Annotated in this window: 21 protein-coding genes; 4 read left to right on the forward strand and 17 right to left on the reverse strand. The window is 67.8% G+C overall.

Going from position 1 to position 25,160, the window contains the following annotated elements; all coding sequences use genetic code 11:
• Positions 1–7: 7 nt before the first annotated feature.
• The 11 genes from EV379_RS08950 to EV379_RS09000 form a co-directional block, all read right to left on the reverse strand.
• A complete protein-coding gene (locus EV379_RS08950; protein WP_130505832.1) occupies positions 8–1,117 on the reverse strand; it encodes a UDP-N-acetylglucosamine--N-acetylmuramyl-(pentapeptide) pyrophosphoryl-undecaprenol N-acetylglucosamine transferase in 1,110 nt (369 codons plus the stop codon).
• Positions 1,118–2,413, reverse strand: a complete 1,296-nt coding sequence (gene ftsW, locus EV379_RS08955; protein WP_130505833.1) for a putative lipid II flippase FtsW — start codon at positions 2,411–2,413, stop codon at positions 1,118–1,120.
• Positions 2,388–3,920, reverse strand: a complete 1,533-nt coding sequence (gene murD, locus EV379_RS08960) for a UDP-N-acetylmuramoyl-L-alanine--D-glutamate ligase (protein ID WP_130505834.1) — start codon at positions 3,918–3,920, stop codon at positions 2,388–2,390. Before murD ends, ftsW begins: the two co-directional genes overlap by 26 nt.
• On the reverse strand, positions 3,902–4,999 hold the full coding sequence (gene mraY, locus EV379_RS08965; protein WP_130505835.1) for a phospho-N-acetylmuramoyl-pentapeptide-transferase: 1,098 nt from the start codon (positions 4,997–4,999) through the stop codon (positions 3,902–3,904). The genes murD and mraY overlap by 19 nt, the downstream gene beginning before the upstream one ends.
• The gene (locus tag EV379_RS08970; protein WP_130505836.1) at positions 4,993–6,399 is read right to left on the reverse strand and encodes a UDP-N-acetylmuramoyl-tripeptide--D-alanyl-D-alanine ligase; all 1,407 of its coding nucleotides are present in this window, start codon (positions 6,397–6,399) and stop codon (positions 4,993–4,995) included. Before EV379_RS08970 ends, mraY begins: the two co-directional genes overlap by 7 nt.
• Entirely contained in the window at positions 6,399–7,937 is a 1,539-nt protein-coding gene (locus tag EV379_RS08975) for a Mur ligase family protein (RefSeq protein WP_130505837.1), read from the reverse strand. Before EV379_RS08975 ends, EV379_RS08970 begins: the two co-directional genes overlap by 1 nt.
• A gap of 13 nt (positions 7,938–7,950) precedes the next feature.
• Positions 7,951–9,753 (reverse strand): peptidoglycan D,D-transpeptidase FtsI family protein, encoded by a 1,803-nt coding sequence (locus tag EV379_RS08980; RefSeq protein WP_130505838.1) that lies wholly within the window; start codon positions 9,751–9,753, stop codon positions 7,951–7,953.
• Between the two features lie 48 nt (positions 9,754–9,801).
• Positions 9,802–10,443: a cell division protein FtsL gene (ftsL, locus tag EV379_RS08985; protein ID WP_130505839.1), complete on the reverse strand. Its 642-nt coding sequence runs from the start codon at positions 10,441–10,443 to the stop codon at positions 9,802–9,804.
• Positions 10,440–11,435: a 16S rRNA (cytosine(1402)-N(4))-methyltransferase RsmH gene (rsmH, locus tag EV379_RS08990; RefSeq protein WP_130505840.1), complete on the reverse strand. Its 996-nt coding sequence runs from the start codon at positions 11,433–11,435 to the stop codon at positions 10,440–10,442. Before rsmH ends, ftsL begins: the two co-directional genes overlap by 4 nt.
• A gap of 99 nt (positions 11,436–11,534) precedes the next feature.
• A complete protein-coding gene (gene mraZ / locus EV379_RS08995) occupies positions 11,535–11,966 on the reverse strand; it encodes a division/cell wall cluster transcriptional repressor MraZ (RefSeq protein WP_120256130.1) in 432 nt (143 codons plus the stop codon).
• 273 nt (positions 11,967–12,239) lie between these two features.
• The gene (locus EV379_RS09000; RefSeq protein ID WP_055838982.1) at positions 12,240–12,617 is read right to left on the reverse strand and encodes a DUF3040 domain-containing protein; all 378 of its coding nucleotides are present in this window, start codon (positions 12,615–12,617) and stop codon (positions 12,240–12,242) included.
• Between the two features lie 76 nt (positions 12,618–12,693).
• Between EV379_RS09000 and EV379_RS09005 the strand changes: the two genes are divergently transcribed.
• A complete protein-coding gene (locus EV379_RS09005) occupies positions 12,694–13,818 on the forward strand; it encodes a polyprenyl synthetase family protein (protein ID WP_130505841.1) in 1,125 nt (374 codons plus the stop codon).
• 7 nt (positions 13,819–13,825) lie between these two features.
• On the opposite strand, the gene EV379_RS09010 is transcribed toward EV379_RS09005, so the two are convergent.
• Positions 13,826–14,167, reverse strand: coding sequence for an Rv2175c family DNA-binding protein (locus tag EV379_RS09010; RefSeq protein WP_130505842.1), 342 nt, complete (start codon positions 14,165–14,167; stop codon positions 13,826–13,828).
• A 238-nt stretch (positions 14,168–14,405) separates the two neighbouring features.
• On the opposite strand from EV379_RS09010, the gene EV379_RS09015 reads away from it, so the two are divergent.
• Together EV379_RS09015 and pknB are read left to right on the forward strand one after the other, a co-directional pair.
• Positions 14,406–15,668: a LysM peptidoglycan-binding domain-containing protein gene (locus EV379_RS09015; RefSeq protein ID WP_242616299.1), complete on the forward strand. Its 1,263-nt coding sequence runs from the start codon at positions 14,406–14,408 to the stop codon at positions 15,666–15,668.
• 124 nt (positions 15,669–15,792) lie between these two features.
• Positions 15,793–17,724, forward strand: coding sequence for a Stk1 family PASTA domain-containing Ser/Thr kinase (gene pknB / locus EV379_RS09020; RefSeq protein WP_423203259.1), 1,932 nt, complete (start codon positions 15,793–15,795; stop codon positions 17,722–17,724).
• A 314-nt stretch (positions 17,725–18,038) separates the two neighbouring features.
• On the opposite strand, the gene EV379_RS09025 is transcribed toward pknB, so the two are convergent.
• The 3 genes from EV379_RS09025 to EV379_RS09035 form a co-directional block, all read right to left on the reverse strand.
• Positions 18,039–19,373 carry a class II 3-deoxy-7-phosphoheptulonate synthase gene (locus tag EV379_RS09025; RefSeq protein WP_130505844.1) on the reverse strand — a complete coding sequence of 445 codons (1,335 nt, stop codon included), beginning with the start codon at positions 19,371–19,373 and terminating at the stop codon, positions 18,039–18,041.
• 126 nt (positions 19,374–19,499) lie between these two features.
• Complete coding sequence (locus tag EV379_RS09030; protein ID WP_130505845.1) at positions 19,500–20,189, reverse strand: lysophospholipid acyltransferase family protein; 690 nt, start codon at positions 20,187–20,189, stop codon at positions 19,500–19,502.
• 68 nt (positions 20,190–20,257) lie between these two features.
• Positions 20,258–21,202 carry an ROK family glucokinase gene (locus EV379_RS09035; RefSeq protein WP_130505846.1) on the reverse strand — a complete coding sequence of 315 codons (945 nt, stop codon included), beginning with the start codon at positions 21,200–21,202 and terminating at the stop codon, positions 20,258–20,260.
• 173 nt (positions 21,203–21,375) lie between these two features.
• Here EV379_RS09035 and EV379_RS09040 point away from each other — a divergent pair, with 173 nt between their 5' ends.
• Positions 21,376–23,205, forward strand: a complete 1,830-nt coding sequence (locus EV379_RS09040; RefSeq protein ID WP_130505847.1) for an AMP-dependent synthetase/ligase — start codon at positions 21,376–21,378, stop codon at positions 23,203–23,205.
• 72 nt (positions 23,206–23,277) lie between these two features.
• On the opposite strand, the gene def is transcribed toward EV379_RS09040, so the two are convergent.
• Together def and EV379_RS09050 are read right to left on the reverse strand one after the other, a co-directional pair.
• Positions 23,278–23,769 (reverse strand): peptide deformylase, encoded by a 492-nt coding sequence (def, locus tag EV379_RS09045; RefSeq protein ID WP_130505848.1) that lies wholly within the window; start codon positions 23,767–23,769, stop codon positions 23,278–23,280.
• Between the two features lie 6 nt (positions 23,770–23,775).
• Positions 23,776–25,152 carry a MinD/ParA family ATP-binding protein gene (locus EV379_RS09050; protein ID WP_423203243.1) on the reverse strand — a complete coding sequence of 459 codons (1,377 nt, stop codon included), beginning with the start codon at positions 25,150–25,152 and terminating at the stop codon, positions 23,776–23,778.
• Between the last annotated feature and the right edge of the window lie 8 nt (positions 25,153–25,160).

A 25,160-nucleotide genomic window follows, 5' to 3' on the forward strand; every position in this document is an offset into this window, starting at 1 on the left:
GACAAGGTTACGCGCCCCCGGTGGGGATCTCGTGCGCGCCACCGCGAGCGGCCAAGGACTCGCGGATCAATGCCAGCATCCTGGCCGATCCGTCCGTGACGCCGACGGATGCCGCCCGGCCGGCCATGGCCTGAATCCCGGCGCGGTCGGCGAGCACGGGGAGCAACGTGCCTGCCACCCAGTCGGGCAGGAACTCCGCGTCGTCGACGAGGAGCGCCCCGCCGGCCTCGACATCGGCCGCGGCGTTGAAGCGCTGCTCGCCGTTGCCGACCGGGTAGGGCACGAACACCGCCGGCAGACCGAGCGCGGTCAGCTCGCTCACCGTTGCGGCTCCGGCACGGGAGACCGCGAAATCGGCTGCGGCGAGGGCCAGGTCCATGCGGTCGCAGTAGGCGAGCAGCGTGTAGCCGGGGATGCCTGGGTCGGTGATCTCGGCCTTGGCGCCCGTGATGTGCAGGATCTGCCAGCCGGCGTCCACGATCAGCCCCGCGCTGGCGTGGACGGTGGCGTTGATCCGCCGTGCTCCGAGCGAGCCGCCCGTCACGAGCAGCACCGGCCTGAGCTCGTCGAGTCCGAAGAAGCGGAGCGCTTCGGCCCTGGCCGCCGCACGGTCGAGTGCCTCGATCTCCGGGCGCAGCGGCATCCCGACGAATCGCGCGTTGCGGATCGGGGTGTCGTGGAAGGCAACGCCGACGTAGGGCGTCGAGCGTGCGCCGAGCTTGTTGGCCAGTCCCGGCTTCGCATTGGCCTCGTGGATGACGACGGGGATGCCTGCACGCCCGGCCGCGAGGTAGGCAGGCGTCGAGACGTAGCCGCCGAAGCCGACGACGACATCGATGCCGCGCTCGGCGATCAGATCCTGCACACGGCGCACCGTGCTGCGCAGCCGGCCGGGGAACCGCAGCGCGCTCATGCTCGGTCGACGCGGAAAGGGCAGCTTGGGAATGGTGACGAGTTCGTAGCCGCGTGCGGGCACGAGCCGGGATTCGAGCCCCTCCGCCGTGCCGAGCACGATGACCTCGGCGTCCGGCTCTGCGGCGCGGATGGTGTCCGCGACCGCGAGGAGGGGGTTGACGTGGCCGGCGGTGCCTCCACCGGCGAGAAGATAGCGGGTCACTCAGGAACTCTCATGTGGTGTGGATGATGGGCGGCGGGCACCGAGCAGGCCGCGCCGGGCCGGGATGCCGAGGGCTTCGCGCTCCTCCGGGGTGTGTCTGGCGAAGGAGAGCACGATGCCGATGCCGATCAGGGTGGTGAGCAGGGCGGTGCCACCGGCCGAGATGAGCGGTAGCGGAACGCCGAAGACGGGGAAAACGCCGAGCACGATGCCCATGTTCATGAACGCCTGCCCGATCATCCACGACATGGTCGTGGCGGTGGCGACCCGCATGAAGGTGTCGTCGCTCGCGTTCATGATCCGCACGAAGGCGATGGCGAGCACGACGAAGAGCAGCAGCACCACGATCGCGCCCAGCAGGCCGAGCTCCTCGCCGATGATGGCGAAGATGTAGTCGTTGTGCGCGGCCGGCAGCCACGACCACTTCGCCTTCGAGTTGCCGAGCCCAGCTCCGAGGATGCCGCCGTTGGCCAGTGCGAAGTCACCGTGCGTGCTCTGCCAGCACTCGTTCATCTGCTTCGCGATGTCCTCGCAGCCACCGGCGAAGGTCATGAGCCGGGTGACCCGGCTCGGGCTCGTCACCGCCATGATGGCGAAGAGCAGTCCGCCGCCGAGAACCAGCATGCCGAGCATCCTCAACCGCACACCGGCGAAGAACAGGCCGCCCATGAGCATCGCGGCGAGGACGAAGGTGGTGCCGAGGTCGTCGCCGAGCAGCACGAGCCCGATCGCCGCACCGCTCGTGAGGAGGATCGGGGCCAGGCCGAGCTTCCAGTCGTCGAGTTGCTCCTCCTTGCGGCTGACGATGAGGCCGAGCCAGATCACGAGCGACACCTTGATCAGCTCCGACGGCTGGAACTGCACGAAGCCGAGGTCGATCCAGTTCTTGTTGCCGCCGACCTCGACGCCGAGGGGCGTGAACACGACCAGTGCCTGCAGGAAGGACGATCCGATCATCGCGAACGGCGCAAGCCACTTCCAGAACGCGACGGGCAGGCGGCTGACGAGGAGCATCATCGGGATGCCGAACAGGGCGAAGGCGCTCTGTTTGAGGAAGCTGCCGAAGAAGCCCTGATTCTCGAGGTACGACTCGACCGAGGAGGAGGAGAGCACCATGACGAGGCCGAAGCCGACGAGGAACACGGTGGTTCCGAGCAGCAGGTAGAAGTTCGTTCCCTCTGCGCGGAAGACGCGCCCGAGGGAGATGCGGGCCGAGGCGGCGCGGGCGGATGGCTCCTGCTCGAAGCCCTCCGCGCCTGCCTGGGGCCTGCTAGTGACCCGAGGCGGATTGCTCATCCGCCCCACCTCCCAGAAACTCTCGTACCGCGCCGGCGAACATCTCGCCGCGTTCCGCATAGTCGGCGAACTGGTCCATCGATGCCGCCGCGGGTGCCAGGAGAACAGCATCCCCGGGAACCGCGACCTTCGCGGCCAGTCGCACCGCCGTCGGCATGACCTCTCCAGTGTCGGTCGCGTCGACCTCGAACACCGGCAGTTGGGGCGCGTGTCGCGCGAATGCGTCGCGCAGCGCACTGCGGTCGACCCCGATGATCACGGCGGCGCGGAGCCGCTCAGCCTGGCTGCGCACGAGGTCGTCGACGTCGACGCCCTTGAGCAGTCCCCCGACGATCCACACGACGGAGGGGTTCGCCTTGAGGGAGGCGACCGCCGCGTGCGGGTTGGTCGCCTTGGAATCATCGATCCAGCGGATGCCGTCCGCCACCGCGACGGTCTGGATGCGGTGGGCATCGAGCTCGAAGTGGCCGAGCGCGCGGGCGATGGCGGTGACGTCGATGCCTGCGGCCCTGGCGAGGGCGCTGGCCGCGAGGATGTTCGCGACGATGTGTGGCGAGTCCAGGCCCCGCTCCGCGAGGGCGGCGAGCGTCGTCAGCTCGATCGCGCTGTGGTGGCGGTCGTCGAGGAAGGCCCTGTCGCAGAGGATGCCGTCGACGATGCCGAAGTCGCTCGGGCCAGGCGAGCCCAGGTCGAATCCGATCGCGCGGGCGCCATCGGCGACATCCGCATCGCGCACCATCTGCTCCGTCGCGGCGTCTGCCTTGTTGTAGACGCAGGCGACGAGCGTGTTGGCGTACACGGTGGCCTTCGCCGCACGGTAGGCCTCGGCACTGCCGTGCCAGTCGAGGTGGTCGTCCGCGATGTTCAGGCACACGCTGGCGAGCGGCTCGAGCGCGCCGACGCCCTCCCGCTTGACGTGGTGGAGCTGGTAGCTGGAGAGTTCGACGACGAGCGCGTCCCACCCCTGCGGATCGCGGATGGCGTCGAGAACGGGCACGCCGATGTTGCCGCAGGGCGCGACCCGACGGCCGGCCTCGGCCAGGAAGGTCGCGGTGAGCTGCGTCGTCGTGGTCTTGCCGTTGGTGCCGGTGACGAGGATCCACGGCGCAGGCTCGCCGGATGCCGTCGGCACCTTGTCGCGCAGCCGCCAGGCGAGCTCGATGTCGCCCCAGACGGCGATGCCGTTCTCCTGCGCCCACTCCAGCACGACGTGGTCGGGGTGGAAGCCGGGCGAGGCGATGAGTAGCTCGGCGCCGAACTCCTCGAGACCCTCGGGCACGGTGCTGAGATCGTGCTGGAGCAGGCGCGCCCCGATCACCTCGAGCAGGCGGGCCCTGTCATCGTCGGCGGCGGATGCCAGCACGAGCACCTCGGCGCCCAACTCGGCGAGCGTGTCGGCCACGGCGAAGCCCGTGACACCGAGACCGAGCACGGCCACCTTGAGGTGACGCCAGTCGGCGTTCCAGCTGGTGAGGGTGTCAAGGCGCGTCACGTGCGAGAGATCCATTCGAGGTAGAAGGTGCCGACGCCAGCGGCGACCAGCAGGCCGCCGATGATCCAGAAGCGCACGACCACGGTCACTTCCGCCCAACCCTTGAGCTCGAAGTGGTGGTGGATCGGGCTCATCAGGAAGATGCGCTTGCCCTTGGTGGCCTTGAAGTAGGCGCGTTGAACGATGACGGAACCCGCCTCGATCACGAACAGGCCGCCGATCAGGATCAGCAGCAGCTCGGTGTGGCTCAGGATGGCGAATGCGGCAAGCGCGCCACCGAGGGCGAGCGAGCCGGTGTCGCCCATGAAGATCTGTGCCGGAGACGTGTTCCACCAGAGGAAGCCGATCAGGGCGCCGGTGATGGCCGCGGCCACGATCGCGAGGTCGAGCGGGTCGCGCACGTCGTAGCAGCGGTAGGCGTCACCCTGGTCGAGTCCGGCACCGAAGCAGCTCTGGTTGAACTGCCAGAAACCGATGACGACGAAGGAGCCGATCGAGAGGATCGACGCGCCCGTCGCGAGGCCGTCGAGGCCGTCGGTGACGTTCACGCCATTCGAGGTGGCCGCGACGATCAGGCAGATCCAGAGCACGAAGGCTCCGAGGCCGACGACGGCACCGAGAGCCATGAAGTCGATCGGCAGGTCCCGGATGAAGGAGATGTGAGTGGATGCCGGCGTCACGCCCTGCGCGTTCGGAAACTGCAGGGAGAGCACGGCGAAGGTTCCGGCCACGATCACCTGCCCGGTGACCTTGGCCCAACCGCCGAGCCCGAGGCTCTGCTGTTTGCGGGTCTTCAGGAAGTCGTCGATGAAGCCGACGACACCGAGGCCGACCATCATGAACAGCACGAGCAGGCCGGACGGGGTCGGTGGCTCCTGGCTGACCCAGGTGGCCACGAAGTACGCCAGTACGACGCCCACGATCACGACGAGCCCACCCATGGTGGCCGTGCCGCGCTTCGCGTGGTGGGCCTGGGGTCCGTCGTCGCGGATGAACTGCCCCCACTGCAACTTGTGGAACAGCTTGATGAACAGCGGCGTGAGGAACAGGGTGAACGCGAGCGACAATCCGCCGGCGGCGAGAAGGGCTACCACGAGAACAATTCTCCCAGTCGATCGCCCAAGAAGCGCAGAGCGGCGGAGTTCGATGATTTCACCAGCACGAGATCACCCGGTTGGATGGCCTTTTCGAGCAGGGCGAACGCCTCGTCCGGCGTGTCGACAATGCTCGACTCGCCGTCCCACGAGCCCTCGTTGATGGTGCTGATGTGCATGCGACGAGCGTTCTGGCCGACGACGAGAAGCTGCGAGATGTTCAGCCGAACGGCGAGAAGCCCGATACGGTCGTGCTCTTCACCTGAAAACTCCCCCAGTTCACTCATCTCGCCGAGCACGGCGATGGTGCGCTGACCGGGGGTGCGGATCTGCGCGAGCGTCTTGAGCGCCGCTGCCATCGAGTCTGGGCTCGCGTTGTACGCGTCGTTGATGATCGTGACGCCGTCGCGACCGCCGAGCACCTGCATGCGCCAGCGTTCGGCGAGCTCGACGCTCTCCAGCGCGGTGACGATGTCATCGATGCCGACACCGATCGCCTCCGCGGCTGCCGCCGCGGCCAGGGCATTCATCACGTGGTGTTCGCCGAGCACGCGGAAGCGCACCTGGCGGCTCTCGCCGCTGGCGAGTGTCAGCAGGAACGCGGTGCCACCGGCATCCGAGCGCACCTCTGCGGCACGGACGGCCGCGTTGGGGCCGAGGCCGAACCACACAACGGGCGCTGCGGTGGATGCCGCCATGCCCGCGACGCGGGGGTCGTCCGCGTTCAGAACGGCAACGTCGTCCGCCGTGAGCTCGCTGACCATCTCGGTCTTGGCGATGACGGTTGACTCGATGCCACCGAACTCGCCCGCGTGAGCGAGGCCGACGTTCAGCACGATGCCGATGTCCGGCTTGGCCATGGCGATGAGCCTGGCGATCTCGCCGATTCCGCTCGCGCCCATCTCGGCCACCAGGAACTCGGTGTCCTCCGTGAGCTCGAGCATCGTCAGCGGGGCGCCGACCTCGTTGTTGAACGAGGCGCGCGGTGCGATCGTCGGACCGACGGCGCTGAGGATCGTGCGCAGCAGGTTCTTCGTCGTCGTCTTGCCGTTGCTGCCGGTCACTGCGACGATCTTCAGCTTGCCGAGTGCGCGCACCCGGGAGACAAGCTCCGTCGCGAATGCGCCGAGCGCGATGACGGCGTCGTCGACGAGCAACTGCGGAACGTCGAGGTCGAGCTCGCGCTCGACGATGAGGAGCGCGGCGCCGGCCTCGGCGGCGGCGGGCGCGAAGAGGTGCCCGTCGGTGAACTCGCCCGGCTTGCAGACGAAGACGTCACCGGGAGTGACGTCGCGGGAGTCGGTGTGGGTCAGGCCGGTGATGACGAGGCCGGCGTCGGGAGTGCGCAGCAGCTGCGCGCCCGTCGCGGCGGCGATCTCGGCGATGGTCATGGCGATCATTACAGCCACCCGGCCTCTCGCAGGGCCTGGCGGGCGTCGTCGCGGGCAGAGTAGGGCAGCTTCACGCCGGCAACCTCCTGGTAGTCCTCGTGCCCCGGTCCGGCGTAGAGCACGGCGTCACCCTCGCCGGCGAGGGCGAGGGCGGCGCGGAATGCGGCACGCGGGTCGGGCACTTCGTAGAGTTCGGCGTCCGGCACCGCGGCGCGAGCGCCGTCGAGCAGGGCCTGCCGGATGGCGGCAGGGTCTTCAAAACGCGGGTGGAAATCGGTGATGACGACGGCATCGGCTCCACGGGCGGCGATCGCGCCCATGTCGGCACGCTTCGTGGTGTCGCGGTCGCCGTCCGCGCCGAACACCATGATCACGCGGCCGGCCGTCGTGCGCCGGATGGCGTCGAGTGCGTTGAGGAACGCGTCGGGCGTGTGGCCGTAGTCGATGTAGACGGTCGGGCCGTGATCGCCGGAGACGCGCTCCGTGCGGCCGGGGATGTAGACGTCGATGCCGCCGTCGCGGTCGAGTGCGTGCGCGATCGCGTCGAGGTCGAAGCCGGATTCGACCAGCATGACGATGGCGAGTGCCGCGTTGGCTGCCATGAACCAGCCGAGCAGCGGAAGCGTGGTCTCGAGCCTGCGCCCCTCTGGCCCTTCGAGGGCGAAGCGGGTGAAGGTGGCGTGCTCCTCGAGCACGCTCATACGCCAGTCGGCGTTCGTTCCGGCGACGGTGCTGAGGGTGGTCACCGGGATGCGAGACTGCTGCGCGAGCTTCGCTCCCCACTCGGTGTCGACCGTGACGACGCCGCGGCGGCTGCGGTCGGGCTGGAACAGCTCGAGCTTGGCCTGGAAGTACTCCTCGAGATCCGTGTAGTCGTCGAGGTGGTCGTGGCTGAGGTTCGTGAAGCCGGCGATGTCGAAGACGAGTCCGTCGACGCGGTGCCTGCTGAGGGCCTGGGCCGAGACCTCGACGCCGACCGCGCGCACCTCTGCCTCGCGCATGCGCGCCAGCAGGGCGTGCAGCTCGCTGGCCTCCGGCGTGGTGAGGTTGCTCGTCACCGCGACATCACCGATGCGGCGCTCGGCCGTCGAGGTGAGGCCGGCGACGACGCCGAGCTGGCTGAGGATCGCGTAGAGCACGTAGACGACGCTGGTCTTGCCGTTGGTGCCTGTGACGGCGAACAGGGTCGCCGGGTTGTCGGCCGTGCGGTAGATCCAGGCGGCTACATCACCGAGCGCCGCTCGGGCATCGGGGGTGACGAGCACCGGAAGGCCGGATGCCGCCGCGAGGCTCGCACCGGCCTCGTCGGTCAACACCGCAACAGCGCCGGCGCGAGCCGCCGCTTCGGCAAATCCGGCGCCGTGGGCATTGCGCCCTGGAACGCCGACATAAAGATCTCCTGGCTGCACCGTCGTCGTGCTCAGGCTGACGCCGCTGAGCTCGACTCCGTCGATGTCGCCCTGCACGTGGAGGTCGAAGGTGTCGACCAATCCAGACAGGGATCGTGAAACGGGGTGCTGCGGGCGGAGCGCCGTGGGTCCGGTCACTTGGCCCTCTTTCTCACCAGTTTGCTGGCAACTCGGGCGCCGGGGCGCCGGATGGAACGACCCGGTACTTCTTCAGCACCTGACTCATGATGTCTCGGAAGACTGGGGCAGGCGCGGCAGAGGTATTCATGTTTACCGGGCGAGCCAAGCTTACCGAAACCACGTACTGCGGATCGTCGGCCGGGGCGAAACCGGTCACCGAGACGATGTAATCCTTGGAGTATTTGCCCGTGCCGTCTGACATCTGCGCGGTGCCTGTCTTGGCCGCGACGCGGTATCCGGGCACGTTCCATTTGCTGGCCAGCCAGCCCTGGGTGTGCACCATCTCGAGCATGTCGGATGTCGCGCGCGCCGCGCTCGGCGAGATCACCTGCACGCCCTCGCCGCTCGGCTGCTCGGTGACGGTGCCGTCGGCCTGCGTGCAGCCGGCCACCAGCTGAACCGGGAGGCGCACGCCGTTGTTGGCGATGGTCTGGTAGATGCTGGCGTTCTGCAGGGCCGTCGTCGTCATACCCTGGCCGAACATGGTGGCGTAGCGAGTCTGGTTGTCCCAACTCTCCGGGCCGTCGCCGTTGAGGTCGCCGGGTGCCTCGGACGGGAAGTCGACCTCCGTCTCGGTACCCAGGCCGAACTTCTTCATGTACTCGTAACGGGACTCGTCGCTGATCCGCTCGCCGAACTGCGACATGCCCGTGTTCGAGGAGTCGATGAGCACGCCGGTGAGGGTGAGCCGGTCGTCGCCGTGGAAGCTGGAATCGTTCACGTCGGCCCCGTTCGGGAAGACCATCCGGTACGGCGCCACGACCTGCGAGTACGGGTCGGCCTGGCCGGAGTCGATGACGATGGCGGCGGTGAGCGCCTTGAACGTGGAGCCGGGCTCGTAGGGGGCGGCGAATGCACGGGAACCGCGATCCTCCCCCGCCGTGCCGTCGACGTTGTTCGGGTCGACAGTCGGGTAGTCGGCCACGGCGAGGAGCTTGCCGGTCTTGACCTCCTGCACGATCGCGGTGCCCCACGCTGCACCGGTCGCCTGGGCCTGCTCGGCGAGTGTCTGCTGCACGAACCACTGCAGATCGGAGTCGATCGTCAACGCGAGCGTTCCGCCCTGCTTGGCCTCGGAGATGACGTGCGTCGTGTCTGGCAGCCGCACGTAGTCGGCGCCGGTTTCGTAGGCCTCTTCGCCGTTCACGCCGGCGAGGCAGCTGTCCTGGCCGAGTTCGAGGCCGGCCTGCGCCTCGCCGTCGGCTCCGACGAATCCGACGAGGTTGCCTGCGACGGCGCCGTTCGGGTAGGTCCTGGCGGGGCGAGACTTCGCGTACTGCCATGCCAGGTCGACATCCGCGACGGCGCGGAACGTCTCGGTGTCCACGCCCTTCGCCACGTACGCGAAGTCGGATTCGGGATTCTCGGCGATCGCGGCGTCGATGATCGCCAGCACGCTGGCGCCCGTCATGCCGAGCGGGGCAGCGAGTGCCTCGGTCTCGGCGGTGAGCACGGCCCGCGCCTTGGCGTCGATCTCTGGATCGGATTCCTTGATGCCCTCGCGGGAGCCGAGCACGGCCTGCTTGGGCGAGATGAAGATGTCGTAGCGCTGCACGCTGCCTGCGAGCACGACGCCGTTGGCGTCGACGATGTCGCCGCGCGCGCCGAGGATCGGGTCCGTGCTCGACCGGCGGTCGAGGGCTGCTGCGTTGAGCTCATCGGCGCGCACGACCTGGATGTCGATGAGACGGACGACGAAGACACTGAGCAGAACGCACAGCAGCACCGCGGCACTGAAGACTCGTGCCCTGTTCGATCGGGTGGTTCGGGCCACTAGGCGATTCCTTTGTGAGGGGGATTCCGTCGACGTCGCTCGGTCTGGTTAGTGCGTGCTCGGCGCGGGGATGCCATTCTGCAACGGTAACTCCGGGCTGTTCTGCGGGGTGACAGGCGCGGTCGGCGTGGCTGATTCCGAGCCGTTCTCTGCCACGATCACGGGAGCCTTGAGTGCGGGCGCCTCGGCTGCCGCGGCATCCGGGGTCTGCTCCGTCACGAGCGGCACGCCGCTCAGCAGCGCGTTCGGGACGAGCGCAGATGCACCGGCCGCGCTGGTGCCCTGCTCACCGAACGGCTGGCCGAGAACGGCACCGTCGGAGAGCTGCAGGTACGCGGGGTTGGCGTTGGTCACCATGCCGAGCGCCTGCGCGTTGGCGGCGAGGAACTGCGGCGACTTCATGCGGTCGAGGTCCTCCGTGAGGACCTGGGCGTCGCGCGTCGCCTCCTTCTGCTGAAGCTGCAGTGCGGCGATGTCGTATGCCCCCTGCGAGGTCACGACGCTCAGCACCAGCTGGGCCGCGATGATGGCGATGATGCCGAGCACGGCGGTGAGTCCGTATGCGAGCTTCGGCCGGGCCTTCCGCTGCTCACGCGACGGGACGATCTCGATGTGAGTGCGGGGCGGCGTCGCGGCCGGGTGGGCCGGGCGCGCGTGGTGTGCACTGTTCCGTGCCAGGTTGTCGCTCATTCGCCGCTCCCCCGTGCCGATCGCTTGGTGCCGCTCGGTGCCGCGGGCTTCCACAGGCGCTCCGCAGCGCGGAGGCGCACGGGGGTCGCCCGCGGGTTCAGTGCCTTCTCTGCGTCGCTGGCCAGCTCGGCGCCGCGAACGAGCAGCTTGAATTCCGGCTTGTGTTCCGGCAGCTCAACCGGCAGTCCGGCCGGAGCCGTCGAGGCGGATGCCTGGGCGAATGCCCGCTTGACGAGGCGGTCCTCCAGTGACTGGTAGGACATCACGACGATGCGGCCGCCGACGGCGACGGAGCTGAGCGCGGCCGGAATGGTCCGTTCCAGCACCGACAGCTCCTGGTTGACCTCGATGCGCAGCGCCTGGAAGACGCGCTTGGCCGGGTGGCCGGCGTTCTTGAGGGCGCCAGGCGTTGCCTCCTGCAGGATGTCGACGAGCCGGCCGGAGCGGGTGATCGGTTCGATCTGGCGGGCGGCGATGATGGCGCGGGCGTAGCGCGCAGCCAGCTTCTCCTCGCCGTAGTTCTCGAAGATGCGGCGGAGATCGCCCTCGCGGTACTCGGCGAGGATCGTTTCCGCGGTCAGCGGCGACGTGGCATCCATGCGCATGTCCAGCGGTGCGTCCTGGGAGTACGAGAACCCTCGCTCCACTCGGTCGAGCTGAAGCGAGGAGACGCCGAGGTCGAACAGGATGCCGTCGACCTCGCTGAGGCCCTGGGAGGCGATGGCGTCGACGATTCCGTCGTAGACGGTGTGCACGAAGCGAGCCCGGTCGCCGAACGGTGCCAGGCGCTGCTTGGCGATGGCCAGAGCGTCGAGATCACGGTCGAGACCGATGAGCGTGAGGTCCGGGAAGCGCGTGAGGAAGGCTTCGGCGTGGCCGGCCATGCCGAGCGTGCCGTCGACGAGTACCGCGCCGGGCTTCTGGATGGCCGGTGCGAGCAACTCGATGCAGCGTTCGAGCAGGACGGGGGTGTGGATGTCGTTGAGTGCCATGGTTTCCAGGGAGGGCTCCTGATCCCTGATCCCCATCCGCTCGACCTGGCACCGGGGAAGTGCGCCAGGGCGAATCGGCTGGGAGTCAGGCGTCAGGAACTAGAACAGTCCCGGAATCACCTCCTCTTCCGTGTTTGCGAATGCGGCTTCTTGTTCGTTCAGGTACAGCTCCCAGGCCGCGCTGTCCCAGATCTCGATGCGGCTGCCGACGCCGATCACCGTGAGCTCACGCTCGAGCGACGCATAGCTGCGCAGGTTGGCTGGGATCGTCACGCGGTGTTGCTTGTCTGGCGTCTCGGAGCTGGCCCCGGAGAGGAAGACACGCTGGTAGTCGCGGGCCTGCTTGCTCGTGACCGGAGCCTGCCGGATCTTCTCGTGCAGGTTCTCGAACTCGCGCGTGCTGAAGACGTAGAGGCAGTGCTCCTGCCCGCGGGTCATGACGACGCCGCCGGCGAGCTCGTCCCGGAACTTCGCGGGAAGGATCAGCCGCCCCTTGTCGTCGAGCTTGGGCTCGTAGCTTCCAAGGAACATGCCATCACCCCCGCTCAAGCTTTACGTGTGCTCCACTTTACTCCACAAAGCACCACCAATCAATGGATTTCGGGAATAATACGCGCAAAACTCAACAAACTTCCTCGCAATCACTGGGAAGTAGACGGTGGAGCAAAATGGAGGGAAATTCCCCACAATCGCCCCGAGCGCACAAAAAAGGGGCCGATCCGTGAGGATCGGCCCCTGAAGGAGACGGTGCCTAAGGCGCGCTGCGCGCTCTGGAGGCGGTCACCGGGGTGACAAGTGGAGTGTTTAGGGCTGGCCGTCCTGGCGGCGGTCCCAGCGGTCGTTCAACTTGTCCATGAAGCCGGAGTCCGACTGCGTGGAGCGAGCTTTACCGCGGGCCTCTGCCGATGGCTCGACCGGAATCTTCTTCGACGGCTTGATCGCCAGCAGAACGCCGGCGAACAACACGACGAATCCGATGACACCGATCACGAGCTGGTGCAGCATCACGCCGGCAAGCAGGCCGGCGATGCCGGCAACGGCGATCAGTACACCGAGCGCGATGGATCGGTAGCTGGGGCGCCCTCGCGAGGCCCCGACGGTGGCGACGAAATCGGCGTCGTTGCGATAGAGGCTGCGCTCCATCTCTTCCAGGAGCCTTTGCTCCTGCTCAGAAAGTGGCATCTCATTCCCTTCAGTCTCGGGATCGTGTCGAGATATCAACTCATTCTATCGTCGCTTCGATGGCTAGGCTAGGCGGGTGGCAGAAAGCACCCGGCTGGTCGACCTCGTCGATTCACGCATATCAGATTTCCTCGCAGACCGTGCTCCCATTGTGCGCGCGATCAGCCCCGAATTGACTCCCTTCGTGGACTTCTCTCGGCAGTTTCTCAGCGGTGGCAAGCGCTTCCGCGCGCTGTTCTGCTACTGGGGGTTCGAATCGGTCTCCGGAGTGGATTCCGGCTTCGATCCGTTCGCCGATGACGACGAGCCTGCGCGGGATCTGAGTGCGATCGTCGCCGTCGCCGCCGCACTCGAAATCTTCCATGCTGCGGCGCTCGTGCACGACGACATCATCGACAATTCCGACACCAGGCGCGGCTCGGCATCCGCCCACCGCCTGTTCGAGGGACTGCACAGCGACTCGGAGTGGGCGGGCAACCCCGTCGAGTTCGGCCGGGCTGCTGCGATCCTGCTCGGCGATCTGCTGCTCGGGTGGAGCGACGAGCTCCTCGACGAGGGACTCGAACTCATCGAGGACAGGGCTCTGGCGCGTGCGACCCGTTCGGCCTTCAACCACATGCGTACAGAGGTGACGGCCGGCCAGTACCTGGACGTGCTCGAGGAGAGCGCGTGGCTGCGTCGTCCAGACGCCGAACTGCGCGAGCGCGCGGAACGCGTGATCGTCTACAAGTCGGCGAAGTACAGCGTTCAGGCCCCGCTGCTGATCGGCGCAACGCTGGCTGGCGGCACGCCGGCGCAGCTGGCGGCGCTGCGCGACTTCGGCCTGCCGCTCGGAATCGCCTATCAGCTCCGCGACGACCTGCTCGGAGTCTTCGGAGACACCGCGGTCACCGGCAAGCCGAGCGGCGACGACCTGCGCGAGGGCAAGCGCACCGTGCTCGTGGCGATCGCCAGGGAATTGATGCCGCAGGGCGCCCGCCGCGCCGTCGACGAGCTGCTCGGCGATGCCGAGCTGGACGACGCCCAGGTGCGGATGCTGCAGAACACGATCGCGGACTGCGGCGCGGTCGACGAGGTCGAGGCGCTCATCTCACGCAACGTGCGTACGGCGATCGCCGCCGTCGGCTCGTCACCGCTCAGCAGGCGCGCGATCACTCAGCTGAGCGAGCTCGCCGAGACCGTCACGACCCGCTCGGCCTGACCCCGGTCTAGCCCAGGGACTGGGCGACGCGACGCACCTCGGCCTTGCGGCCGGCGCGCAGGGCGTCGATGGGAGCAGCCTGCAGGCTCTCCTCGACGCTCAGCAGCCACGTCATCGCTTCGTCGTCGCTGAAGCCGTCGTCGGAGAGCACGTAGAGCGTGCCCCGCAATTCGGTGAGCGGTTCGCCTTCTCTGATGAAGTCGGCCGGAACCTTGAGCACGCCATCGACACGCACCGCGAGCAATTGCTTGTCTTCGATGAGTCTGCGAACGCGGCTCTGGCCAACGCCGAGGAGTTCAACAAGGTCGGGGATGGTCAGCCACTGTCGGCCTGAAAACACGTCGGTCACGTACTAAGAGTGCCACGTCGGGCGTGCTGTGCAAACCAGCGCGCCGACGCGTCGCCCCGCCACGGCGTCCAATTTGTTTCGAACAGATGAACCCAAATCACTTCCGTCACTTTAAGCACTCTGGTTTCTCACAATTACTTTCCTCACTCTGGCATCAGTGGTTGACTCTCGATGACTTCTCTGCCACGGTTGAGGGGGTATCACAGACGGGGGCCATTGCGATGCGATTGATCGGGCGATGAACGAGATCGAAGGCACGACAACACGCCGCGAGGCATTGCGGGCGTCGCGCAAACGGCGCTCGTCGTTCGTGACGATTCCGCTCGCCGTCGTCAGCGCCATCGCCGTCTCGTTGAATTTCGCGTCGCCGGCCGAGGCCGCCACGCCTGCGAAGCCGTCGCTCAAGCCGCGTGCAGCCATTCCGACCCCCAAGCTCACCGCAGCGCCGACCACGGTCGCCGCGACCCAGGCCCCGTCGAGCTATGTCGTCGTCGAGGGCGACACCGTCAGTGGCATCGCGGCCCGCTTCGGCCTGTCGACGGCCGCCGTGCTCGCACAGAACGGCCTCGGCTGGTCTGCGGTCATCTTCCCGGGGCAGACACTCAGCCTCGGCGGTTCCGCCGTCATCGTCTCCGCTCCACCGGCCGCGCCGTCGGCCGAGATCACCCGCTACACGGTCGTCGCGGGCGACACGATCAGCGGCATCGCCGAGGCGCACGGCCTCAACAGCCACGACGTCCTGCGCGCCAACGGACTCGATGCGCAGAGCCTGATCTTCGCCGGTCAGACGATCGTGCTGCCCGACGCCGCCCAGTCGGCTTCGGTGGCACAGGCGGCACCGGTCGCAGCGGTCGACGCCGGCCCTGCCGCAACGGGAACGCACACCGTGAGCAGCGGTGACACCATCAGCGGCATCGCAAGCGCTGCCGGCGTCTCGGTGCAGGCCCTGCTCGACGCGAACGGACTCGGCTGGTCGAGCATCATCTACCCCGGACAGACACTCGCGCTGCCAGGGGGCCCAGTCCTCGAGGTCGCCGTCGTCGTCGAACAGCTGATCGCCTCCCCCGCCGGCGGCAGCTCAAGCGCGGCCGTGCCGCTCAGCTCGGAGATGCGGCAGAACGCCCGCACCATCATCGACGTCGCCCGGTCGATCGGAGCGAGCGATGAGGCCATCGTCGTCGCCCTCGCGACGGCCGCGCAGGAGTCCAGCCTGATCAACCTCGATCACGGCGACCGCGACTCGCTCGGGCTGTTCCAGCAGCGGCCGAGCGCCGGCTGGGGCACCCCGGACCAGCTCATGGATCCGCACTATGCGACGCTCGCATTCTTCGGGCAGGCTCCAAACACGAACGACGTCGTGCCGCGCGGTCTCTTCGACATCGACGGCTGGCAGGGCATGAGCGTCACCGAGGCGGCCCAGGCCGTGCAGATCTCGGCCCACCCCGATTTCTATGCGAAATGGGAGACATCGGCACGAAGCTGGCTGACCGAGCTCGGCTGAGCCGGCATCCGATCGGGGCAATCGGGAATCTGCCCGGCCAATGCGCCGCTTCTCGGTGTTTTATCGGTGTTTCCCCTCCTCGACTTCCTAGACTGCAACGGTGAGCTCCACACCGAACGATCCGATGATCGGCCGTCTGATAGACGGCCGTTATCAGGTGCGCTCCCGCATCGCCCGTGGCGGCATGGCCACGGTCTATCTGGCGACCGATCTGCGCCTCGAGCGCCGGGTCGCCATCAAGATCATGCACGGCCACCTCGCCGACGACAACACCTTCAAGAGCCGCTTCGTGCAGGAGGCACGCTCCGCCGCGCGTCTGGCCCACCCCAACGTCGTCAACGTCTTCGACCAGGGCCAGGACTCCGACATGGCCTACATGGTCATGGAGTACCTGCCTGGCATCACCCTGCGCGATCTGCTCAAGGACTACGGCAAGCTCACCCCTGAGCAGACCATCGACATCGTCACCGCCGTGCTCGGCGGCCTCGCGGCCGCGCACAAGGCCGGCATCGTCCACCGCGACATGAAGCCGGAGAACGTGCTGCTGGCCGATGACGGCCGCATCAAGCTCGGCGACTTCGGCCTGGCCCGCGCGACGAGCGCGAACACCGCCACCGGCCAGGCTCTGCTCGGCACCATCGCCTACCTCTCCCCCGAGCTCGTCACCCGCGGCGTCGCCGATGCCCGCAGCGACATCTACGCGCTCGGCATCATGATGTACGAGATGCTCACCGGTGAGCAGCCCTTCGTCGGCGAGGCGCCGATGCAGATCGCCTACCAGCACGCCAACGACTCCGTTCCCGCGCCGAGCCTCAAGGTGCCAGGACTCCCCCGCGAGCTCGACGAGCTCGTGCTCTGGGCGACGGCCCGCGACCCGGAGGACCGACCCCGCGACGCCAGCGTCATGCTCGAGCAGCTGCAACTCATCGCCGCCGAGATGCCGGGCACCGCGGAGCCCGGCGCCACGGCCGCCACCACTGTGCTGCCGAGCCCGCTCGCACCGACGATGGTGCTCGCGGGCGGCATCGACGAGCTCGCCGCCGATTCGGACGCGGAGACCCAGATCATCGGCAGCGCCAGGCACCGCACCGGTCCCGTCGAGGCGACGTCCGCCGACAGCACGGCCCTGCTGCGCAGCACGGCAGCCAAGCGCAAGCGCCGCGGTTACTGGCTGTTCGCACTCATCGTTCTGCTCGCCGGCCTGGCAGCGGGGACCGGCTGGTACTTCGGCTCCGGTCCCGGCTCGCGCGCCACCGTGCCCGACGTCAGCAATCAGAGCGCCGACGCCGCCAGCACCGAGCTCGTCGCCGCCGGGTTCACCGTCGCCGACGCCACGACGAGCTGCTCCCACCCGACCATCGCCCCCGATCTCGTCGCCAGCACCGACCCGGCCATCGGCTCCTCCGTCGCACGCGGCAGCACCGTCACCCTCTGCCTCTCGACGGGGCCGGAGATCCTCGACGTTCCCGCCGTCGTCGGCATCCCAGAGGCGGACGCGCGCACCCAGCTGGCGCGGTTCGCCGTCGCGGAGGCCGCCGACGTCCAGTTCACGGGTGAGCAGCCCCAGGGCGCCGTCATCGCCCTCCTCGACGCCGATGGCAACCCGGTCGGGCCCACCGCCCCCGAGGGCGCGGCGATGACACTCGTCGTGTCGGCCGGCCCGATCCCCGATGTCGCCGGCCTCTCCGTCGACGAGGCAACCGCCGCGCTCGACGCCGTGAACCTTGAGACGATCGCGACGGACCCCGTCTTCGACTCGAACGTGCCGGACGGCGCGGTCATCGCGGCCTCCCCGCAGGAGGAGGGCCCCGTCCGCCCCGGCTCGGCGATCGTGCTGACCATCTCCAAGGGCAAAGACCTGGTCGCCATTCCGGACGTCGTCGGCATGGGCATGCAGGAGGCGATCGACACGCTGAAGGCCGCGGAGTTCGAGGTCAGCTACAACTTCCCCGAGCCGCTCTTCCCCTTCGCCAAGGTCGTCGAGATCGATCCCGTCGCCGGAACGCAGGCCGAGCGCCACTCCACGGTCCACATCACAGCGCAAGTCACCCTCTAGCGCGGCTGCAAGAAGCCACCTACTCGTCGGCTCCGCCCTCGCGATTCCTGCACGACAGGCCATTCTCGGGTGCCTCTGAAACGGGCAGCGGCGGGCGGGGGTGTGCGGGGTGTCGAGTTATGACGTCTTCGTTTGGACCCCACCAGCAGCTCAACGCATGCGATCCCTGAATCCGGGGTCCGAACGAAGACGTCATTGTTTGAGCTGAGGAGCATGCCCCCGCCCGCCGCACGCACGCACACCCGCCGCACGTAGAAAAGACGGATGCCGCGCCCCAGTAGGGCGCGGCATCCGTCTTCTCAGTTAAGAGGTCTTCAGCGCTTGGCCGCAGCCAGCTCCTCCGCCACCAGGAACGCCAGCTCCAGCGACTGCATGTGGTTCAGGCGCGGGTCGCAGAGCGACTCGTAGCGCGTCGCCAGCGTCGCCTCGTCGATGTGCTCGCTGCCGCCGAGGCACTCGGTGACGTCGTCACCGGTGAGCTCGACGTGGATGCCGCCCGGGTTCGTGCCGACGGCGCGGTGCGCCTCGAAGAAGCCCTTGACCTCGTCGACGACGTCGTCGAAACGACGGGTCTTGTAGCCGTTGGGCGTCGTGAGGCCGTTGCCGTGCATCGGGTCGGTGACCCAGAGCGGCAGCGCGTCGCTGGCCTTGATGGCCTCGAGCAGTGGTGGCAGTGCATCGCGGATCTTGCCTGCACCCATGCGGGTGATGAAGGTCAGGCGACCCGGCTCACGGTTCGGGTCGAGCTTGTCGACCAGGCGCAGCATGTCGTCGGTGCTCGTGGTCGGGCCGAGCTTGACTCCGATCGGGTTGCGCACACGGCTGAGGAAGTCGACGTGCGCGCCGTCGAGCTCACGGGTGCGCTCACCGATCCAGAGGAAGTGCGATGAGGTGTTGTACGGGGTTCCCGTGCGCGAGTCGATGCGCGTCATGGGGCGCTCGTAGTCCATCAGCAGGCCCTCGTGGCCGGTGTAGAACTCGGTGCGCTTGAGCTCGTCGAAGTCGGCGCCACACGCGGCCATGAAGCCGATGGCACGGTCGATCTCCTTGGCCAGCTTCTCGTACCGCTGGTTCGCCGGGTTGGCGGCGAAGCCCTGGTTCCAGCTGTGCACCTGGCGGAGGTCGGCGAACCCACCCTGCGTGAAGGCACGGATCAGGTTGAGCGTCGACGCGGCCGTGTGGTAGCCCTGCACGAGGCGCTTGGGGTCTGCCGCACGGGACTCCGGGGTGAAGTCGTAGCCGTTGACGATGTCGCCGCGGTAGGCGGGCAGCGTCACGTCGCCGCGGGTCTCGTTGTCGCTCGAGCGCGGCTTGGCGAACTGGCCGGCCATGCGGCCCATCTTCACGACGGGCATCGAGGCGCCGTAGGTGAGCACGACGGCCATCTGCAGCACGGTCTTCACGCGGTCACGGATCTGATCGGCCGTTGCGCCTGCGAAGGTCTCGGCACAGTCGCCGCCCTGCAGCAGGAATGCCTGACCGTTCGCCGCAGCAGCGAGGCGCGAGCGCAACTGGTCGACCTCGCCGGCGAAGACGAGAGGGGGCAGTGCTGCCAGTTCGGCGGATGCCGCGGCGGTCGCCTCTGGATCCTGCCACTCCGGTTGCTGCTTGATGGGAAGGGTGCGCCAATAGTCCAGACCGGCAATCACAGATGCATCTGCCAAAACGACCGGTTCGGTGGGTTGTACCACGGGACTATTCCTGTTTTCTCGAGGCGGCGTCAGATGACACCGGAATGAACGGCTGCCGGGAGCGGCAGCCGAATGCAAATCAGCCTAGCGCGAAAGCGTGGCCCGCTGCTCCTTGACGGAGCTGGCGTAGACGTCGTCGTAGACCTGGCCGCTGAGGGCGCGGAGCTCGTACATCAGCTCGTCCGTCACGGAGCGCAACACGAAGCGGTCGCCCTCCATTCCCTCGAAGCGGCTGAAGTCGAGGGGCTCGCCGATGATGATGCCGATGCGACGGATCTTGGGCAGTCGCTTGCCGATCGGCATGACCTTCTCCGTGTCGATCATCGCGACGGGAACGATGGGGACGCCGGCCTCGAGCACCATGCGGGCGACGCCGGTGCGGCCGCGATACATCTTCGCGTCCGGGCTGCGCGTGCCCTCAGGATAGATGCCGAGCAACTCTCCGCGGCCGAGGACGGCCAGGCCGGTGTTGAGCGAGGCCTCAGAGGCCTTGCCACCCGAGCGGTCGATCGGCAGCTGCCCGGTGGCGGTGAAGAAGAACTTGGTCGCCCAGCCTTTCAGCCCCTTGCCTGTGAAGTACTCGCTCTTGGCGAGGAAGGCCATCCGGCGCTCGACGACGAGCGGCAGGAAGATCGAGTCGATGAAGGAGAGGTGGTTGGACGCGAGAATCGCCCCGCCGTTCTTCGGCACGTTCTCGAGCCCGATGACCCAGGGGCGGAAGATCGCGAGCAGAATCGGGCCGACGACGATGTGTTTCATGATCCAGTAGAACATCGCACCCGCCTCCTTCTTCTCTGCTTCTGATTGCCGCCGCTGACCCTGACTACGGCCGCCGGCGCTGACTACTGAGCTGCACTCAGCCTAGCGAGGTCTGCCGCCCCGACCACTCCGGCGTCGTTGACGAGCTCGGCGACCAGGAACTCGGGCTCCGGGTGGTACCCGCGGGCCGGGAGGTGGTCGAAGTAGGCAGAGCGGATGGGGTCGAGCAGCAGTTCGCCCGCACTGGAGACGCCGCCGCCGAACACGAAGACCTGCGGGTCCAGCACGGCGGAGAGGCTCGCGCAGGCCTGGCCGAGCCAGTGCCCGAGCTGGCGGAGCACCGCATGCGCGCCGCCGTCGCCGTCGGCGATGAGAGCGGCGACATCCTCGCCACGGAGTTCTCCGCGGGCGGCTCGCACATCGGCCAGCGTCTGACCGATGCCGCCGGCATCCGCGTACTCGTTGGCCATGCGGAGCAGGGCACGACCGGAGCCGTATTGCTCGATGCAGCCGCGGGCTCCGCAGCCGCACGGCAGGCCCTCTGGCACGATGCGCATGTGGCCGAGCTCGGCCCCGGCGCCGAAGCCGCCGCGGAAGAGCTTGTCGGCACTGACGATGGCCCCACCGACGCCGGTGCCGATGGTGAGCGTGACCATGTCGCTGTACAGGCGCCCAGCGCCGTAGCGGAACTCCGCCCATCCTGCCGCGTTGGCGTCGTTCTCGATGATCACGGACAGGTCGAGGCGCGCCTCGAGCTTGGCCCGGAACGGCTCGTTGCGCCAGTTGATGTTCGGCGCGTAGTACACGGTCGACTGCGCGGCGTCGATGAATCCGGCGGCGGCGATACCGGCCGCGGCGACCTGCTCCCCGACGGAGAGGCTCTGCACCATCTGCACCACGGCGTCTTCGATCTGCGCGGGGTCGCCGGCCGGAGTGGGCACCCGCTCGCTCTTCACGATCACGCCGAATTCGTCGACGAGAGCCCCGGCGATCTTGGTTCCGCCGATGTCGATTCCGATCGCGTGCACGTGCAACAGCCTTTCGTCGTGAAATTCAGGGCGGCCGCGTACCGAAGGGCAAGCGCACACCACATTAGAGTGTAAGTCAATCAGTATTCCGGGACGGTCTTCGCTCGGCAGTGTGACGCGTTCACACGCCGATAGAGTGGGTTCCATACATTTCCGGTACCAAAGGAGTTGCCGTGCAAGAATTTTCAACGCCCGCTGTCGTGGCAGCGGACCCCCAGGCGAATATCACCGACCTGCTGGTCCAACGTGTCGCGGCAACACCCGAGCTCGTGTTGTTCTCCCTGCCGGACGGCGCGGGCTGGAAGCCCGTCACGACCGCTGAGTTCCACGCGCGGGTGGTCGCGCTCGCCAAGGGCCTCGTCGTCGCCGGCATCCAGCCCGGCGACAAGATCGGGCTGATGAGCAAGACCCGCTACGAGTGGACGCTGATCGACTTCGCGACCTGGTTCGCCGGTGCCATCCTCGTGCCCGTCTACGAGACCAGCTCCCCCAGCCAGGTGCGCTGGAACCTCACCGACTCCGGCGCAACCTCTGTGATCCTCGAGACCGCCGATCACTTCGCCCGCTTCGACGAGGTCCGCGCAGAGCTCCCGGCCATCGCCAACGTGTGGCAGATCGACCTCGGCGACCTCGACAAGCTGATCGCGGCCGGCACCGAGATTCCGGATGCCGAGATCGAACGCCGTCGCAACCTCGCCGTCGGCGACGACATGGCGACGCTCATCTACACGTCAGGCTCGACCGGCAAGCCGCGCGGCTGCGTGCTCACGCACTCGAACTTCCTCGAGCTCTCGCGCAACGCCGCCGTGTCGCTCAAGGAGGTGCTCACCGCTCCCGGTGGCGCATCGACCCTGCTCTTCATCACGACCGCGCACGTGTTCGCCCGCTTCATCACGGTGCTCTGCGTGCACGCCGGCGTACGCGTCGGCCACCAGCCGGACACCAAGCAGCTGCTGCCGTCCATGGCGAGCTTCCAGCCGACATTCCTGCTTGCCGTCCCCCGCGTGTTCGAGAAGGTCTACAACAGCTCGGAGCAGAAGGCAGAGGCCGGCGGCAAGGGCGCCATCTTCCGCCGTGCAGCCGACATCGCCGTTGCCCACTCCAAGGCGGTCGAGGCCGGCAAGGTCCCGCTCGGCCTCGCGCTCAAGTTCAAGCTGTACGACACGCTCGTTCTGAAGAAGATCCGTGCAGCCCTCGGCGGCAAGGTCCAGTACGCCGTCTCCGGCTCTGCACCGCTCGGCCAGCGCCTCGGTCACTTCTACCACTCGCTGGGCATCACGATCCTCGAAGGCTACGGCCTCACGGAGACCACCGCGCCCGCGACCGTCAACCTCGCCACCAAGGCCAAGATCGGCACCGTCGGCCCGCCCCTGCCCGGTAACGCCGTGCGCATCGCCGACGACGGTGAGATCGAGGTCAAGGGCATCTGCGTCTTCAAGGAGTACTGGAACAACCCCGAGGCGACCGCCGCGACGTTCAACGACGGCTGGCTGAAGACGGGCGACATCGGCTCGTTCGACTCCGACGGCTTCCTGACGATCACAGGGCGCAAGAAGGAGATCATCGTCACGGCCGGCGGCAAGAACGTCGCCCCCGCCGCGCTCGAGGACCCGATCCGCTCCAACCCGCTCGTCGGGCAGGTCGTCGTGGTCGGCGATCAGAAGCCGTTCATCTCGGCGCTGATCACCCTCGACCCCGAGATGCTGCCGGTCTGGCTGAACAACAACAACGAGGACGCGGCGATGACCCTCGACGAGGCTGTCGTGAACCCGGCCGTCCTGGCCGAGTTGCAGCGTGCGGTCGATGCGGCCAACGAGACGGTCTCGCGCGCCGAGTCGATCCGGAAGTTCCGCGTTCTCGCCCTCGAGCTGACGGAGGCGAGCGGCCACCTCACGCCGAAGCTCAGCATCAAGCGCAACATCATCCTGCAGGACTTCGCGGGAGAGATCGAGAACATGTACGCCGGAGCACCAGCGACCGAGGGCATCAGCCTCCAGCAGTAGCACCGCGCAACGCAGAAGGGCCGGTCACGCGAGTGACCGGCCCTTCTGCGTTGCTGTGCGCGCCTGCGGGCGCTAGAACCAGCTGGACTCGCGGACTTCCTTCATCGCGACCCGGCGCCGTTCCTTGTCGAGCCGATCAAGGTAGAGCTTGCCGTCGAGGTGGTCGGTCTCGTGCTGCAGGGCCTGCGCCATCAGCCCGCTTCCGGAGAGCTCGATCGCGTTGCCGTCGAGGTCAACACCGCTCACCCTGGCGTAGGGGTAGCGCATCGTGTCGTGCCAGAGCTCCGGCACGGAGAGGCATCCCTCGCCGACGAGCTCCGGCTCGCCGGAGAGCTCCTCGATCACGGGGTTCAGGATGTAGCCGATCTCGCCGTCGACGTTGTAGCTGAACGCGCGCAGGTTGACGCCGATCTGGGGCGCGGCGACGCCGGCACGGCCTGGCAGCTTCACGCTGTCGATGAGGTCGTCGACGAGCGCGCGCACGCGGGCGTCGACGACGCGAATCGGATCGGAGACGGTTTTCAGGACGGGGTCGCCGAAGAGGCGGATCTCGCGGACGGTCATGCTGGTCTACAGTGCCCTGTCGCTCGGGAGACCCTCGACCACGAGTGCGGCGAGGGTGCGGGCGGAGTGACGCGTCAGGGGCTTCAGATCGGCGTAGTTGACGACGGATCCTGCTGCCAGCTGCGGGTCGTAGGGAATGCGCACAATCTCGCGCACGCGCGACTGGAAGTGCGACTCGATCTCTTCGAGCTTGACGAGGTTCGTGCCCTGGGTCGCCGTGTTGATGGCGACGACCGCGTTGCGCACGAGATCGCCGTAACCGTTCGCCTCGAGCCAGGTCAGGGTCTCGGATGCCAGGCGCGCCTCGTCGACGCTTCCGCCGGAGACGATCACGATCGAGTCGGCCCGCTGCAGCGTTGCCCGCATCACCGAGTGCACGATGCCCGTGCCGCAGTCGGTCAGCACGACGGAGTAGAACCGGGCGGCCAGGTCGGCGACGACGTTGTAGTCGTTCTCGTCGAAGGCCTCGGAGAGCATCGGATCGGTGTCTGAGGCGAGGATGTCGAGGCGCGTGTCATCGCGGGAGACCAGCGACGAGAAGTCGGTGAAGCCATTGATGGTGTGCGCCTTGGTGACGACGTCGCGCACGGTGGCGCGGGTCTGCTTCGTGACGCGCTCGGAGAGGGTGCCACGGTCCGGGTTGGCGTCGACCGCGATGATGCGGTCCTCGCGCGCGTCGGCCAGTGCCATGCCGAGCAGCGTCGTGACGGTGGTCTTGCCGACGCCGCCCTTGCGGGTGAGGATCGGCACGAAGCGCGTTCCGCCGTTGAACTGCTTGGCGATCCGGTCGGTGAGCGCCTGCTCGGCCCGCACCTTCGCCGAGTCGCCGAGGTTCACGCCGTGGAAGGTCGCGTTGTACACGAAACGGTTCCAGCCGCCCTTGGGGGCCGGACGGGTGCGCCGGTTCACCTCGAGCAGGCGGTCGGCGGTGAGCATGCCAGCGTCCTCCGGACCCTCGCCGCGGCGCTGCTCCCCCACCTCGTCGTATGCGCTGTTCTGCGCCATGTCGACGTGTTCGGAGCGCACGCGATCGCGGCGCGAGTGCTGGGCCGTCGTCGCGGCATCCGTCGCCAGCAGGGCGTCGTACGGCGACGCGCTTGCTGCGGCGGATGACGGCACGGCCGAGTAGCTGGAGCGCCGCAGCGGAGGCGTGACCACCTCGATGGACGTCGTGGTTGGCTCTGTGGCGTCGACGAAGCCCGGGTTGACGGCCACCTCATCGATCGCAACGGCAACCTCATCTGCTGGCATGACGCGGGCGGGAGCAGCCGGGAGATCGACCTGAATGCTCAGGCTCTCCGGCAGCGACGAGGCCAGGCTGTCGACCGTTTCCGGTGGCAGCTCGCTGTTGTACTCGTCGTCGCTCGTCTTCGTGTTGGGCACGGTGTATT

The sequence above is a fragment of the Microterricola gilva genome, from assembly GCF_004217495.1.
GTDB classification, from domain to species: Bacteria; Actinomycetota; Actinomycetes; order Actinomycetales; family Microbacteriaceae; genus Microterricola; species Microterricola gilva.